General features: G+C 45.1%; 12 protein-coding genes. 6 read left to right on the top strand and 6 right to left on the bottom strand.

Annotation, left to right across the window (positions count from 1 at the left end):
* Window positions 1-7: 7 nt before the first annotated feature.
* Window positions 8-1,468 carry an ankyrin repeat domain-containing protein gene (locus LEPTO7376_RS01715; protein WP_015132571.1) on the bottom strand — a complete coding sequence of 487 codons (1,461 nt, stop codon included), beginning with the start codon at window positions 1,466-1,468 and terminating at the stop codon, window positions 8-10.
* Between the two features lie 160 nt (window positions 1,469-1,628).
* Between LEPTO7376_RS01715 and LEPTO7376_RS01720 the strand changes: the two genes are divergently transcribed.
* Window positions 1,629-2,093, top strand: coding sequence for a DUF4079 domain-containing protein (locus tag LEPTO7376_RS01720; RefSeq protein ID WP_015132572.1), 465 nt, complete (start codon window positions 1,629-1,631; stop codon window positions 2,091-2,093).
* Between the two features lie 66 nt (window positions 2,094-2,159).
* On the opposite strand, the gene LEPTO7376_RS01725 is transcribed toward LEPTO7376_RS01720, so the two are convergent.
* Window positions 2,160-2,939: a DUF1997 domain-containing protein gene (locus LEPTO7376_RS01725; RefSeq protein ID WP_015132573.1), complete on the bottom strand. Its 780-nt coding sequence runs from the start codon at window positions 2,937-2,939 to the stop codon at window positions 2,160-2,162.
* A gap of 138 nt (window positions 2,940-3,077) precedes the next feature.
* On the opposite strand from LEPTO7376_RS01725, the gene LEPTO7376_RS01730 reads away from it, so the two are divergent.
* The 4 genes from LEPTO7376_RS01730 (at window position 3,078) to LEPTO7376_RS01745 (ending at window position 9,188) form a co-directional block, all read left to right on the top strand.
* Window positions 3,078-3,734: an SDR family oxidoreductase gene (locus tag LEPTO7376_RS01730; protein WP_015132574.1), complete on the top strand. Its 657-nt coding sequence runs from the start codon at window positions 3,078-3,080 to the stop codon at window positions 3,732-3,734.
* Window positions 3,735-3,861: 127 nt separating this feature from the next.
* Entirely contained in the window at window positions 3,862-6,120 is a 2,259-nt protein-coding gene (locus LEPTO7376_RS01735) for a hypothetical protein (RefSeq protein ID WP_015132575.1), read from the top strand.
* Window positions 6,121-6,238: 118 nt separating this feature from the next.
* Complete coding sequence (locus LEPTO7376_RS01740) at window positions 6,239-8,266, top strand: DICT sensory domain-containing protein (RefSeq protein WP_015132576.1); 2,028 nt, start codon at window positions 6,239-6,241, stop codon at window positions 8,264-8,266.
* A 91-nt stretch (window positions 8,267-8,357) separates the two neighbouring features.
* Window positions 8,358-9,188 carry a YaaW family protein gene (locus LEPTO7376_RS01745; protein WP_041764686.1) on the top strand — a complete coding sequence of 277 codons (831 nt, stop codon included), beginning with the start codon at window positions 8,358-8,360 and terminating at the stop codon, window positions 9,186-9,188.
* Here LEPTO7376_RS01745 and egtD read toward each other — a convergent pair.
* Window positions 9,185-10,210 (bottom strand): L-histidine N(alpha)-methyltransferase, encoded by a 1,026-nt coding sequence (gene egtD / locus LEPTO7376_RS01750; protein ID WP_160148570.1) that lies wholly within the window; start codon window positions 10,208-10,210, stop codon window positions 9,185-9,187. The genes LEPTO7376_RS01745 and egtD overlap by 4 nt on opposite strands.
* Window positions 10,211-10,370: 160 nt before the next feature.
* Between egtD and LEPTO7376_RS01755 the strand changes: the two genes are divergently transcribed.
* Window positions 10,371-12,134 carry a S8 family peptidase gene (locus tag LEPTO7376_RS01755; RefSeq protein ID WP_015132579.1) on the top strand — a complete coding sequence of 588 codons (1,764 nt, stop codon included), beginning with the start codon at window positions 10,371-10,373 and terminating at the stop codon, window positions 12,132-12,134.
* A gap of 37 nt (window positions 12,135-12,171) precedes the next feature.
* Here LEPTO7376_RS01755 and LEPTO7376_RS01760 read toward each other — a convergent pair whose 3' ends face one another.
* The 3 genes from LEPTO7376_RS01760 to LEPTO7376_RS01770 form a co-directional block, all read right to left on the bottom strand.
* The gene (locus tag LEPTO7376_RS01760; protein WP_051188697.1) at window positions 12,172-13,464 is read right to left on the bottom strand and encodes a TMEM143 family protein; all 1,293 of its coding nucleotides are present in this window, start codon (window positions 13,462-13,464) and stop codon (window positions 12,172-12,174) included.
* A gap of 1 nt (window position 13,465) precedes the next feature.
* Window positions 13,466-13,708 carry a hypothetical protein gene (locus tag LEPTO7376_RS01765; protein ID WP_015132581.1) on the bottom strand — a complete coding sequence of 81 codons (243 nt, stop codon included), beginning with the start codon at window positions 13,706-13,708 and terminating at the stop codon, window positions 13,466-13,468.
* Between the two features lie 254 nt (window positions 13,709-13,962).
* Window positions 13,963-14,436, bottom strand: a complete 474-nt coding sequence (locus LEPTO7376_RS01770) for a TspO/MBR family protein (RefSeq protein ID WP_015132582.1) — start codon at window positions 14,434-14,436, stop codon at window positions 13,963-13,965.
* Window positions 14,437-14,498: the final 62 nt, after the last annotated feature.

The following is a 14,498-nucleotide window of genomic DNA, read 5'->3' on the forward strand; positions in this document are numbered from 1 at the left end:
TGGAGCTTCAGCTAGAGGCTCCTTTTTGTTTGAGAAAAGTCACAACTGCGTCGCATTTATTAAATTGCGCAATTTTTAGTGCTGTATCACCGCGTTGATTAGTGGCATTAAGATCAAGCTCTGACACACGGTCGAGCAGCAATGCAACAGCATCAATAAAGCCACGGTGAGCGGCCCACATCAATGGTGTTGCGCCAAAATCATCGCGGGCATTCACATCAGCTTCCGCAGCAATCAGGGTATTCATTAACCCTAAATTCCCTTTATCAGCGGCTTGCATCAATAAAGTTTTGCCTTTTGCCAATTTTTGATTCGGGTCAGCACCTCGATCAATCAGAATATTAATCAATTGTTCATATTGTTCTTTGATGGCAATAGTTAATGTCGTTTCACCATCATTGCTGAAGTTAATATCTGCGCCACGATCTAATAACTGCTGGGCGATCGCCTGATGATTTTGATAGGCAGCAATGAGGAGTGGCGTATCGCCTTGGTCATTCACAAGATCAACCTTTGCACCATTTTTCAACAAACAACTCACGATATCTCCATGACCTTCAAGGGTTGCCACATGCAGTGCTGTATCGCCAGCATCATCTTTCCCATTAATCGCAAGGGAACGAGACAGTAAAAATTGAACCAATTTTAAACTGCCAGACATCGCAGCCAGGGGCAATACATTTTCTGTTTCAGGGAAAGTTGCACCAGCAGCTAATAGCCTCTCGGCGATCGCCTCATCTCCTTGTTCAATTGCCAAAATCAGCGCCGTATCCCCGTCTAAATCACTAAAAGTAGCCTGCGCCCCCGCAGTTAAAAGCAGCTCGACAATCTCGATATTGCCAGTCATCGCAGCGTGCATTAATGGTGTGCGCCCATCACCACTGGGTAAATTCGGATTTGCACCAAACTCCAGCAACACCTCTAGACAGGCGATCGCCTGTTCTGACACAGCTAAAACTAATCCTCCATGACCTTGATAGGGATTAGCCCCTTTTTCGAGCAGTAACCTAACCACATCTGGATGTCGGCCTTGGATCGCTAAATTCAAAGCAGTATCTTGATCTTGATCGCTTTGATTAATTGTTGCCCCAGCCGCCAAGAGCTTTTCGACAATAGCTTTTGACCCTTTATAAGCGGCCACCATTAACGCCGTTGTACCGTCCTCATTCACTAAATTGACACTGGCTCCAACAGATAACAACTTGTCGACTACCCGCTCCTGCTGAGCCATAGCTGCCACCATCAGCGCGGTCAACCCATGACGACCCGGCAAATCAGGTGCTGCCCCAAACTCTAAACAGAGATTGACCAGATCCAAATTCCCCAGTTGACTCGCATACATCAACGGACTCGTGCGATCGCCATCTACACAGTTCACATCAGCCCCCTTCTCCAGCATCAACCGCACCGTGCCGATCTCCTGTTGTCGTATCGCTTGGCAAAATGCCAGATCAATTGGCAGACCCATAACCAGACTCCATAACTTCAGAAAACCTTATCTAAAACGATCGAAGCATAACCTTTCCCCATGACGCGACAATCAGCAATACATTGTTTTCATTTATGAAGGGGATGAGTTAACTTTTATAAAGATTCGCAACACTACTTGAGGAAAAATTTAACTCGATATGGCTATCCCAGAATCAGTTAAAGTCTGGTCACAATTTGCTCACCCCGCGATGATGTGGGTGCTCTTCGGACTGGCAATCTATGCAATGTATCTCGGTTTTCAGAGTCGTCGTACCCGTTCTGCAGAAAAAGAAGTCCGCAAAGAACTCATTAAAAAACAGTTTGGTTTCAAGCACCATCAGATCGGTGCAGCCCTGCTCGCATTTATGGTTCTCGGTACCATCGGCGGCATGACAGTTACTTATATCAACAACGATAAACTTTTTGTTGGTCCCCACTTAATTGTTGGTCTCGCAATGACCGGTATTATTGCGGTTTCAGCTTCTCTGACACCATTTATGCAGCGCGGCAACGAACTCGCACGCATCACCCATATCGGTCTTAATACAGCGCTCGTCGGCTTATTCGGCTGGCAAGCAATTTCTGGTATGGATATCGTCACCAAGATTATCGGTCGTATGTAAGCTTCGAGGTGTGCGGATTAGCAAAAGCCAGTCCGACCTCAAGCTAAAAGATAGCTAGGAATAGAACTACAACACAATACTTTGTGTAGGGGCATTGGTCTGATCAATGCCCTCTTTTTTTTGTGCTGATGTTGGTGCTGTATTAAAAGACTCTGATTGTTCTGGGCGACGCAGACAAGTAAAACAGCTAGCGCTTTTGGGGGGTTTGGGCAGGTTAAGGGTGCTATGAAAATCTTGCTGTACTTTAACAGTTAATCGCGGGGATACCTGGGCAACAATGCTTGATAGAAGGCGATCGCCTGCCGCTTGGAGAACTTTCTGGGGGAATTTGTAGATAAATTTTGGGAACTGCACTTTCACATTCAGATCGAGATTCCAATCGACTTGAGTAATAAGCTCAGGAATCGGGCGATCGCCAAATATTTTTGCCGCTTTGTCTAAATCATGAATCGTTGAATGCCAGGTCGTATCGCTGAGCAACATTTCCGCAGAATAATCGATGGCATAGCCAAGATTTGGCTCATCAGGAACCGGCACGTTGTACATCTTGTAGAGCGTTTCCACAGGTGGATCGAGCAGCACCGCAATCTTGGGCTCAACCTCGTATCCAAAATTCCCAAACTTACCAACCGTCAAAATGTATCCTTTTTCTGTAAAGGGTTCTACCTTCATCGGATGGGCACAACGATGAAACCACCCTTCATGACGATTGAGATACTCCGCAACGACATTCGTCTCGGCGTACATGAGCATGATGCCCTTAAAACGCGTCTGGAAAGACATCGGGGGCAAGGCTACACTATTCGGACTATCCGCAAACTGAGACGAAGATTCTGAAGCGTCCATAGACTCAAAAGACAAGGAATATGCTTGTTGTACCTAGAATCATGCCTACATTTCTGTAAAGTTGCATCCCAAGAAACACCAATTCATTATATTTAACAAGAGTTTATTTTGTAGTTTTGTAACGAAAGAGGCGATGAGATGAAAGTTTTAGTGGCTGGGGCAACGGGTGAAACAGGACGTCGTGTCGTCCAAACTCTACTGGACAAACAAATTTCGGTACGAGCGATGGTGCGGGATATCGACAAAGCAAAAGAGATTTTGCCTGAGGGCATTGAGTTGATAGAAGCAGATCTCCAGAAAAAATCAACTCTCGATGCGGCGATCGCCGATTGTGACTATGTGATTTCGGCGGCAGCTTCGCGACCTAGTTTAAATATTGCTGGATTTTATCAAGTGGATTATGTTGGCACAAAAAATCTTGTTGATGCGGCTGAGGCAAAAAGCGTAAAACAATTTATTCTTGTCACTTCACTCTGCGTCTCGAAATTCTTCCACCCACTCAATTTATTCGGCCTAGTATTGTTTTGGAAAAAGCAAGCAGAAGCTTATCTCATCGGTAGCTCGCTGAAACATACAATTGTCCGTCCCGGCGGCCTCAATACTGAGGCGATCGCCTCTGTCGTTCTTTCTGGTGCAGATACGGTATTTGAAGGACGTATTCCCCGCCAGCTCGTCGCCGAAATTTGTGTGGCGGCTCTGGATGATGCCAATACCTTTGATCAGATCATCGAAGCAGTTACCGATGAAGCCGCACCAGAAAAACCATACTCCGAGCTCTTCGAGGCGATCGCCTAAACAGATTTGCGACTTGGCAGGATTTTGCTCCTGCCGATACGCAACACTAGAGGCATAGGACATTTTGCGGATCCTTGATTATCGTAGAGATAGCAAAATAGGTAAAAATTCGGGGGGAGTTTTTTGGGTGCATCGAGTTGATTTATCCCATCCGGATTTGAGTGACCCCATCGCGGAAGCAATTTTTATGGAAGATCAGCCCCTTTTACTCGTCGACAACCCCCTCAGTGATCCGTTTAACATTGCCACTGCTGACTTTGAGGAACCCAGCCTCTCTTGGCACGACCTGCTCCACAAGCACAGCAAACTCCTCATGGCAGTGCTCGAACCAGGGTCTTTTGTCCTGCGAAAAATCAACCATGCCTTTGAAACTTTAACGGGGATTGATCAACAGCAACTGCCGCTTAAACATCAACATATTTGCATCTTTGATCTGCTCGAAGATGTGAGCGAAGAGTTTCCAGAACAACTTTACCGCCGACATCTGCTTCCACTCGTTTTGCGAGATGTGTATGGCATTTCCCACGATCGATGGCGCTTTCTCGATGAGCCCCTCGTCACAACTTTTAATCTCACCGACAGCGCAGATCCTCGCTACATCCAGTTTTGGTTGCGATCGCAGCACCTCCACGTCCAACGGATTAACAATGATATTGATGAGTTTGCTGACTTTGGCCTCCAGGATATTGCCCCTGAAGACATCGTTCTATACCCCGAATGGGAACAACGTCTCAATCTAGACAATTACAAAGTGACAGGAGAATGGCTCTGGGAAGGCTTGGATGTCACCAACCGCGAACTATTACAGCGTTTAATTGCATCCCTCGTTGATCGCGAATCTATTTTTGAGGAAGAGAAATTTCAGAGTCTCACCCACCAGATGAAATCGTTATTTCGATCCCATGGTGGCATTCTGTTAAGCGTCCAACACGAAAAGATCAAGCTCTATCGCATTAAAAATGGTCGCATTCGTCAAACGACTCTGGCCTCAATCCGCGCTCTCGACAACTCTCATTTTTTGCGGGCAGCCTCCCACAACCATGTGCTGAATGTGCCGGATTTAGCCTCCCATTGTGTGACTGATTTTGAGAAAAAGTTGGTCAGTCAAGGGATCAAATCAATGCTGCTCATTCCGTTGGTTTTAGCTTGTCAGCAGGAAAATAGTGACACGCAACAGCTCATGGGTATGGTGGCCATGCTGAGCGATCGCCGCAATAACTTTGACCATCTGGATATTAGCCACGGCCAAAAACTAATCCCAGCCCTCAGAACAGCCCTCAGAACAGCAAATCAACTCCCGTTTAATCACATTCACCCATCTGTAGAATGGCGGTTTAGGGAAGAGGCAGAACGACGCAGTTGGGGTTTAGCACCAGCCCCGATTATTTTTGAGAAAGTCTATCCGATGTATGGCATCTCAGATATTCGTGGCTCCTCACAAGAGCGAAACCTAGCAGTGCAGAAAGATTTGCTTGATCAATATGCTTTGGCGATCGCTGTGATTGAGGCGGTTCTAGAACAACACAACATTCAGTTTTTACAACAGCTTGAAGTTAACCTCACCGAAAAATCCCAGCGATTACAGGAAGGCATCCATGTCGAAGACGAAGTCACTGCCATCGAATATCTTCGGCAACACTTCGAAGTTTATTTTGACTATTTCCAAACTCTAAAAGGTCAAGTACCCCAGGCGATCGCCGACTACAAAACCGCCTGCGACAATTCCCATGACTCTGTCTGTGTGGCCCGTGAGCATTATGACTACATGATCCACGACATCACCAATCGCCTCCGCAAAGCCTGGGACTATTGGCAACAAAAAATGCAGGCGATTATCCCTCACTACTGTGATGTGGAAGTAACAGATGGCATTGACCATATGATTTACTGTGGCGCGGAGATTAACCCCAGCTTTTCTGCCTTTCATCTCCATGCACTGCGTTATGAACAAATTCGGGCAGTTTGTGACTGTGCCCGCGCTTGCCTTGAGCTCAAAAATGATTACGACACTACTATCGAAGTCACCCATCTGATTTTGGTGCAGGACATCACCATCGATATCTACCACGATGAGCAAACTGAAAAGAGCTTTGATGTGCGAGGCAGTAAGGATACCCGCTACGAAATCGTCAAAAAACGTATCGATAAAGGGCGTGACCTGAATACAAAAAGTCGCATTACCCAGCCTGGCATGTTAACGATTGTTTATTCCACTGATGATGAATGGGATCAATATCGACAATACGTTTACTATCTACAACGTGAAAAGTGGCTCGACACAGCAGTTGAATCCGGCACAGTGGAACCATTACAGGGTGTTACTGGCCTAAAGTACGCAAGAATGCGAGTGTTGCCAGCTCCTCCAGAAGCAGAGATGAATACTTAAGTACAAATTCTGAGTAAAAATTGATCAATAGTGTGGAATCAAGGATAATCAAAGGGATTCCAGTGTTAAGAGTGCCAATTTTTTTGGCGATACCCCCAAGGATCAACAGCATTTCTCAATGAGCATTCACCCCTCGATTGTCGAGCAATTACTGATTGCAGTGCCTAATGGGCAGCCTCAGCTTTACTTCAAGTCTTCCCTCACAGCGTTGTCTCACGCAATGGAGGATCAGATTTTAGCCAGTGGTGGAGCTTCCCTTGTCATTGCCAGTTTTCAGCGGGAACGATATTACCGTCAAGAGGCGAATCGTTATCGGCGGATTGCTGAAAAATCAGACCAAGTGTATGTCTTTGCAGCACCAGAAACGGACTTTGAAAACGCATCGAAAGAGTTTGAGATGGTGGCCTTTGAGCCAGAGGATACCCTCAGTAATGAATGGCATTTAATTGTCCTCAATGATTCATTTGCGAGCTGTTTAGTCTGTCGAGAAAAGGTTGTTCCTCCGGGAAAAACGGGTAGCTTTGCCGCAGATAACGCCAGACGATTTGAGGGATTATGGACAGAGGATCGCCTAATCACGGAAAAGACAGCGGATCTTCTATTAGATCGGGTATTGGTTTACCGCCCAGAATTAGCAGAGAAAGTTCGAACTGCAAAAGATACCTATTTTTCTGGGGTTCCCGCTGATATTATTGAGCAGCCACCAACAGCCACAGCAGACCCGTTTGTACAGCGCCTCGTTAATTATCTACAGGCGAGTCAATACAAAATCATTAAGGCCAACCGTTCCCTATCTAACAAAGAGCAGAAGGAGCGATTAATTAATACTGTTACCGCAGCAATCCGGCGATCGCTCGATACAGAAGATATTTTGCAGTTGGCAGTAGAAAAGCTGGGGGATGGCCTAGGGGTCTGTCGCTGCATTATTTACCGCTGCGAAGAAAACTCTGACACAGCAACGATTGGCCATGAGTTTCTGACAGGCGAACAAATTTCGGTTAAAACCCAAAGTTGGCCACTAAAAAATAATCCTCTCTTTCAGGAAGTCGTCGCGCTTGGCGAACCATTAGGCGTTGATAGGACAGAAAATGATCCCTATTTTGTAAAGGGTGAAATTAAAAAGTTGGCGCAGAATTGTTCGATTGTGTCGTGGCTGTTGGTGCCGATTTTGTACCAAGGGCGATTGCTAGGGATGATCGAACTTCACCATTGTGATGCTGAGTCTATCCATTGGCGGCAGGAAGATATTGCCCTCGTGGGGGCGATCGCCGTGCAGGTAGGTGTTGCTCTAATCCAAGCCGAAGCCTATAACAACCTCGAAGAAGTTAACGAACAACTCGCTGCCCTCGACCGTACCCGCTCAAACCTTGTAGCCATTACAGGCCATGAGCTGCGTACGCCTCTCTCAACTATTCAAGTTTGTCTCGAAAGTTTGGCCAATGAGCCAGATATGCCAGAAGAGTTGCGCCAAGTCATGCTGGACACAGCTCTCCAAGATGCCGAAAGATTACGGAATCTGGTGCAAGACTTTTTAACTCTGTCCAAACTCGAAAGTGGTCGCGTCGAATGGACAGAAGAACCTTTGTTACTGCGAGAATGTGTGGAACTGGCCATTAGTCATATGAAGGCTCGTCGTCTCCAAAGTGGCGGTCAACCATTACCCAATCTCGTTAACAATGTGGCAGCAGAGCTTCCATTGATTCAAGCCGATGGTGAATGGCTGGTGGAAGTGATCGCAAAATTACTCGATAATGCCTGCAAATTTACCGATGACGATGGCACGGTGGAAATGAATATCACAGCCGAAAGTGAGAAGCAGTTGACCTTGAGTATTCGCGATAGTGGTCGCGGCATTGAACCCAAACGTCTCGAAACGATTTTTAATTTGTTTTACCAAGAAGAAGGGGCACTACGACGTAGCGCTGGAGGCACTGGTATGGGCTTAGCGATTTGTCGCCAAATTGTCACTGGATGGAAAGGTTCTATCTGGGCAGAATCCAAGGGGAAAAATCAAGGTAGTCAGTTTTCCTTCACCATTCCAGTCTTTGATATGAACTCCATCCCACCCAAGGTCGAAAAGACTAGTGAGCTTTTAAAGACTCGTTCAAGACGGACAGGCCGCCGAAAATCCACGAAAACAAAATAGTTTTTGAATTGGCTATTTCTGCGACTTTAGTATCAGTGATTTCTCGGATGCTTCGTTTAGAATGGACGAGAATTTTGTCGGAGAGTTTGTCGTGGACGAGCTAAGAACAGCCCTCAATCTAGCGACGGATGAGGAATTGCAGCATTTGACTCAAATCTTGTTTAGCCGCAAGTTTAACCCGCTGGATTATCTCAATACACCACAGCCGATTTTTATTCAAACGCAACATCGCGATCGCCAAATCGAATGTATTGAGCAGCGATTTCGTCATTTGGCCGCGGATGGATTTACGGTTTTGCTAGGTCAGACAGAAACATTGACCTATCGCCAAGTGTTGTTGCAAGTCTGTACTTTTTTGAAATTGTCTGGGGTCGCAGGGATTACGACTACGGATCTCGAAGCAGAAATTTTTCTCCATCTCACCGGGAAAGCTTGGCGGAAATTACCCGCAGCGGACAAGACATCTTTACTCCACAAAGTTCGGCGATCGCTTGAAGATGCATCTCTACCAGAACCCTTACCAGTGCAACTCCAACATAATCCTTTCCAAATTTTGTTGCAGGGTAGCAGCACGCTAGCGGTGAGCACGTTATTAAAAACAGCGATTCTCAAAAATATTGCCAAACAATTTGCCTTGTATTTTGCGTCATCCCAAATGGCGAGAGTTACAGCGAGTGGTGCAGGAAAATTAGCCACAGTAATATCATCTCAAGCTGCGAAAAAAGGGTTAGCGACAACCGCTGTAAAGTATGGCGCAATGCGGAGTGTGTTTAGCGTGGTGGTGCCAGCGATGTGGGGCTGGTTCCTCGCGGATCTCGGGTGGCGGGCGATTGCCACAAATTACGGCAGAATTATTCCGATGATTGTAACTTTGGCGCAAATCCGGTTAACCCGCGAAGAAATAGCCTGGCAAAAACTTTAAATCACCTGGGTCAAAATAAGGCTAAACCAGTCTTGGCGATCGCCCCACACTTTCACCGTTTTGAGTCCTTGCATTGCGAGATTGTCCCGTAATTTTCCGAGTTCAAATTTGCGGGAAATCTCAGTCAAAATACTTTCGCCAGCTTGAAACTCAACAGTTGCATTGAGATCTTGAAATTCAACTGTGTGATCCTGCAAACAATCCAAATGCATTTCGATCTGTCGCTCTGAAACGTTGTAAATAGCGCGGTGGCGAAAATTATTTAAGTCGAAGTTTGATCCATAACGCTCATTTAAATGGCTGAGCATATTGAGATTAAACGCGGCAGTGACTCCTTGGTTATCGTTATAGGCTGCTTCAAGGATATCTGTTGATTTATGGCGATCAACTCCCAACAAAAAATAATCGCCACTGCGGAGAGATTGACGAGTCTGTTTAAAAAAGCGATCACTCTCCGCTGCTGAAAAATTACCGAGGGTGCTGCCTAAGAAAACCAACATTCGAGGTAAGTCTTCGGGGTCAGGTAGATGGGCGATCGCCTGTTCATAGGTTCCGATCAAGCCTGTCACAGAAAGATTTTTATACTCCTGAAATAAATGCTCGGCGGCAAACTCGACAATACTGGCACTAACATCCACAGGCACATAATCCAGCTGCCCAAATTGCTGATAAGCATCCAATAAAAATCGGGTTTTCGTCGAGCTTCCACTACCTAATTCAATTAGCTCAGTGTTGCCAGTAATTTCGGCAATTTCTGGAGATACAGTTTTCAGGATTTCTGCTTCTGTGCGCGTTGGGTAATATTCTGGCAATTCGCAAATTTGTTCAAATAATGCCGAGCCTTTTGCGTCATAAAAATACCGTGGCGAAATAGTTTTCGGCGATCGCCCTAAGCCTTCAAGCAATTGTTTTCCTGTCTCGCCTAAATCTTCTTTCTCCAGTAGATACACCAATTCCAACTGCTCAGCCTGAATCGTTAATGCAGTCATATTTTTTAAGTCTCGACATTTCTTCCGTCTCATTGTGCAACAAATGCCAAGCTGCGACAATGCGGCGATCTCCCCTAGCCATTTTCGATATTCTTCGACAAAAATTTCGACAAAAAGAGTTACAAAAAAAGCAACCTCACCAGCATCAAAAAAAGAATAGGCTACAGTGGGTGAGTCGGTTTGGTATGCACCCATGCGGAAGTTACTGATTACACTATTGTTCATTGTGGGGTTGGGATTGGCGCTGATCAATATGCCTAGCCTAGCCACCCAAGGTACCTATGATTCGGTTGTTATAGATTTTCGAGAAGATTTGAGCGAGGGTGATATTGCCCAGAAAGTCGAAAATTTGGCCAAGCAATTCAACACAACAGCGAGGCTGAATAGCGAATTTTCCCTTGGAGATAACCTATATATCGTTGAAGGCCACTCGAAATTATTGAAGGCGCTCCGAGATTCTGATCTCACCAAATCGACAGAATATATCGAACCAAACTACATCTACCAAACTGCTGCTCCGAATGATCCCGACTACGCGAAGCAGTGGAATCTCAAACAAATTAATGTCGAACAAGCTTGGACAGAAAATACGGGTGAAGGTATTACCGTTGCTGTGATTGACACTGGCGTTAGTCGTGTCCCTGATTTAGAAAAAACAGAATTTGTAAAGGGTTACGATTTTGTCGGCGATCGCCCCAAAGCTGCTGATGACGTTGGTCATGGCACCCACGTTGCTGGAACCATTGCCCAATCTACCAATAATGGTTATGGCGTTGCGGGTATAGCCTACAACGCAAAAATCATGCCGATTAAAGTACTAGGCGCAGATGGTGGCGGCACGATTTCTGATATCGCAGAAGGCATCAAATTTGCGGCAGATAATGGCGCAGACGTAATCAATATGAGCCTCGGTGGTGGCGGCGAAAGTCGTCTGATGCAAGAAGCAATTGATTACGCGTACAAGAAAAATGTAGTGGTTATCGCCGCAGCGGGTAATGCAAACCAAAACGGTGCTTCTTATCCCGCCCGTTATCCGAAAGTCATCGGTGTTTCCGCAATCGATGCAGCAGGAACAAAAGCGCCTTATTCCAACTATGGTGCAGGCGTTGATATTACAGCTCCCGGTGGCAGTGAATCCGGTGGCATTCTTCAAGAAACTATCGATCCTAGTTCTGGTCAAGCCGTTTTCGAGGATTACAAAGGTACGAGTATGGCCTCTCCTCATGTGGCTGGTGTGGCAGCGATGATTAAAGCGGCAGGGGTAGAAGAACCCGCTGAAGTTTTACAAGTGCTCAAACAATCTGCCCAAACTATTAAAGACGATCCCTTTAACCATTATGGTGCGGGTTATCTGAATGCTGGCGAAGCACTCCGAGAAGCGGTGAAAGGCAAGATTACTTTCAAAGATTTCTTCCGTTGGGTGCGCGACAATGGCTATTTGAATCCTCGTTTCTGGATTGATGGTGGCACGATCGCCATCCTCCCAAAAATTGCGATGGTGCTCGGCTCCTATCTACTAGCTTTTGTCCTCCGCAACTATTTCCCCTTTGGCTGGAGCATGGCCTTTAATGGCGGTCTAGTGATGGGTAGCTCAGGGCTATTTTTCTTCAAAGGTTTTTACATTTTTGATCTCTCCCAAGCACCTTTCCGCGTCCTCGGTAGCTCTCTACCTGAACTCGGTAATGCCATTAATGGTAGTCCCGTTCTTAACCCCATTTTCGCAAGTGTCTTGATTCCTTTCGGCTTGATCGTCCTGATTGCTGGGACAGAATTCGGAAAGAAATTCGGGGTTGGTTTAAGCCTCGGTGTGGCGTCCTGCCTCACAGTTTATGCCTTTACTTCACCACTCGTTTGGGGTCTTGGTTCTGGCGTCTTGGCACAGGGATTCTTAATTGCAAATGCAATTTTATGTTTCTTCCTCGCAAAACTCATGATTAAAGATCCGCTGGAAGCATAGCTCCCACAAAGCCGACAGACCTTTAACTAAAAAAAATCTAAACGCTCTCTTGTAATAGTTTTTGCAAGAGAGTTTTGCTTTCTTCGATCGGCATTGCGACATATCTACCGTCCTCTGTTTTAGTGACTAAGGGGCGATCGCCAGCAAAGTTTTCCATTACTTTGAGGGTGTTCACAATGTCAAAATTCAGCGCTGAATTCCATTTCTCAAGGAACCAAGTCTCAATCTCTTGATCCAAAGTTTTGGCGTCCAAAGGCTTGCCATGCTTAAGCAGAAAACAATAAACGAGAAAAATCTCCTTACATTCCTCTTCCTCAGCTGCATCCACTAAAAGCTGCACAACTCCAAACTGGTTGGATAAGTTACGGAAAAATAGCGTATCAGTGACTTCTTTCTGAAATTTGAGATATTTAAATTTATAAGTCGCATATTGTCGTGCGGCAAAACCACCACAGCCCAATAAAACTGAGAGCATAGCCACCAGAATAGGCATCACGTCTTTCGCTTCTTCTGACTGAATCTGTACAAAATTCCAGTCAATATGGAAATACCCAAAGACGACAAATAAAATCACGCCGATAATTAAGGTAAACTGCGGAATAATTTTGAAAACAGTCGGCACACCAGCGGCGATCGCCGGAATCCAAAATAACAATTTATCCCTTAATAACATCCCAACTTCGACATTGGGGAAGACAAATTCGATATCCTTTTTAGGGATATTTTTATACATCGAAATATAAATCTTCCCTGGTTTAAAAGGAAGCTTTTTTACATCAATCTTTTTTTGCTTAAAATAATCAGCAGATTTAAACTGAACAAGCAAAACAACTCGCTCATAAATATCGACTTTTTTGTTGAATTCCCTAAAGATTTTTTTCGTCTTAACTTCCTGAAAAATATCTCCTTGGCAATAGCAAACAACTTCAATAAAGTCATCAAAATCCACATCTGTTTTGAGGGAAATCAAAGATTCTGTTGCAAAGGCTTTTTTGAGTGTGTCTTTCGACAGCGAGGAAAAGTTTGCTTCCTCTAATATCTGACTAAACTGCGCAATAAAATCGGCACCAGTGTTGAGATCGCCTTCACCATAATCCACTTCCTCAGGATCGAAGGGTAGATATTGTGCTTTTAGTGATTCGGTACTTTTGTGGTATCTGAGATGATAAAAAAGTGACAGACTTTGGCAAAAATCACTGAAGGCTTGCACATCAGTAGCTGTCGTCTCAAGCTCTGTAAGGCAAGCTTCCAAAAGAATATGTCTAGGAAAAGGAATAAAGGATTCGAGGGCGATCATCGTCACACGGTTATGGGCATCTTGCGCCCTCACTCTACCACTTTAGGACAGCAGCATCGACTCCTTGTTCGCGGCGCACCTTACTGTCTTTTTCAAACCATTCAATAATCTGTTGATACTCTAAATCGGCGATCGCACAATCACGGTCAGCTGCAATAATCGCGAGGAGACGATGGGAAGAAATTGTCAGCCGTGCGAGGAACTTTTCTGGGCTGGATAATAAAGCAGCATCAACGCTGAGAGATTCATCTTCGGTCAAAAATTGTGGCTGATTCATCAGGCAAAATATATCTTTTATTACCTCAAAGATTATAACAAGAAATACCCTATTTCTTTGGATTTTCTCTATCTAAAGATTGGGTTATTAAAAGCATGCATAGACATTATTCAGCACATCAAATATTGTGTATTTTCAATCTCTGTTTTTTTAGAGAAACGCGCATTTTTTATGGCTTCAAGGATATAAAATACTAGGATCAAACCATCTTTTTCTTAATTGGATACTTCAAATAGAAACTGAAAGTGGTGAGTCTAACGCTTGCCGGGATTAAGCCAAAGCATCTCCCAAGTGATATATGTACCGATAGGGCTCCAGAGCAAGAAGGGGACGAGTAACGCAAAACTAAGAAGTGAAACTGGAAAAACCAGTAGCGCCAAAATCAGGCCAATAAAAAAACCTGCACCACCAATAATCACGCCAGCCATTAAACTCCGCATCTTGCACATGACTGGGGTATAGGCCAAAATTGCGATCTCAAGGATGCCATAGCCTGCGAGCAATAACCATGTGCGAAATCCGTAGGGATCAGTGTGCCAAATATAGTTTGCGGAGATAATGCCGCAAATGAAAATACTGATCCAGACGATAGGGATAAATTGCTCGAAGGTTAGCCAGTTGGGACGGCGCAGTTGAAAGAACCAGCGCTGATCTGCGGCGATGATTCGGTTTAGGGCAAATCCAATGGCGATCGCCACCACCGTAATTATGAGACCTGTAACAATCATTGTGAAATTCCCCAGAACCTAACTCAAATTTTATACTGGTAGATAAGACCAGTTCTGTATTT

Source organism: [Leptolyngbya] sp. PCC 7376, assembly GCF_000316605.1.
GTDB lineage: Bacteria > Cyanobacteriota > Cyanobacteriia > Cyanobacteriales > MRBY01 > MRBY01.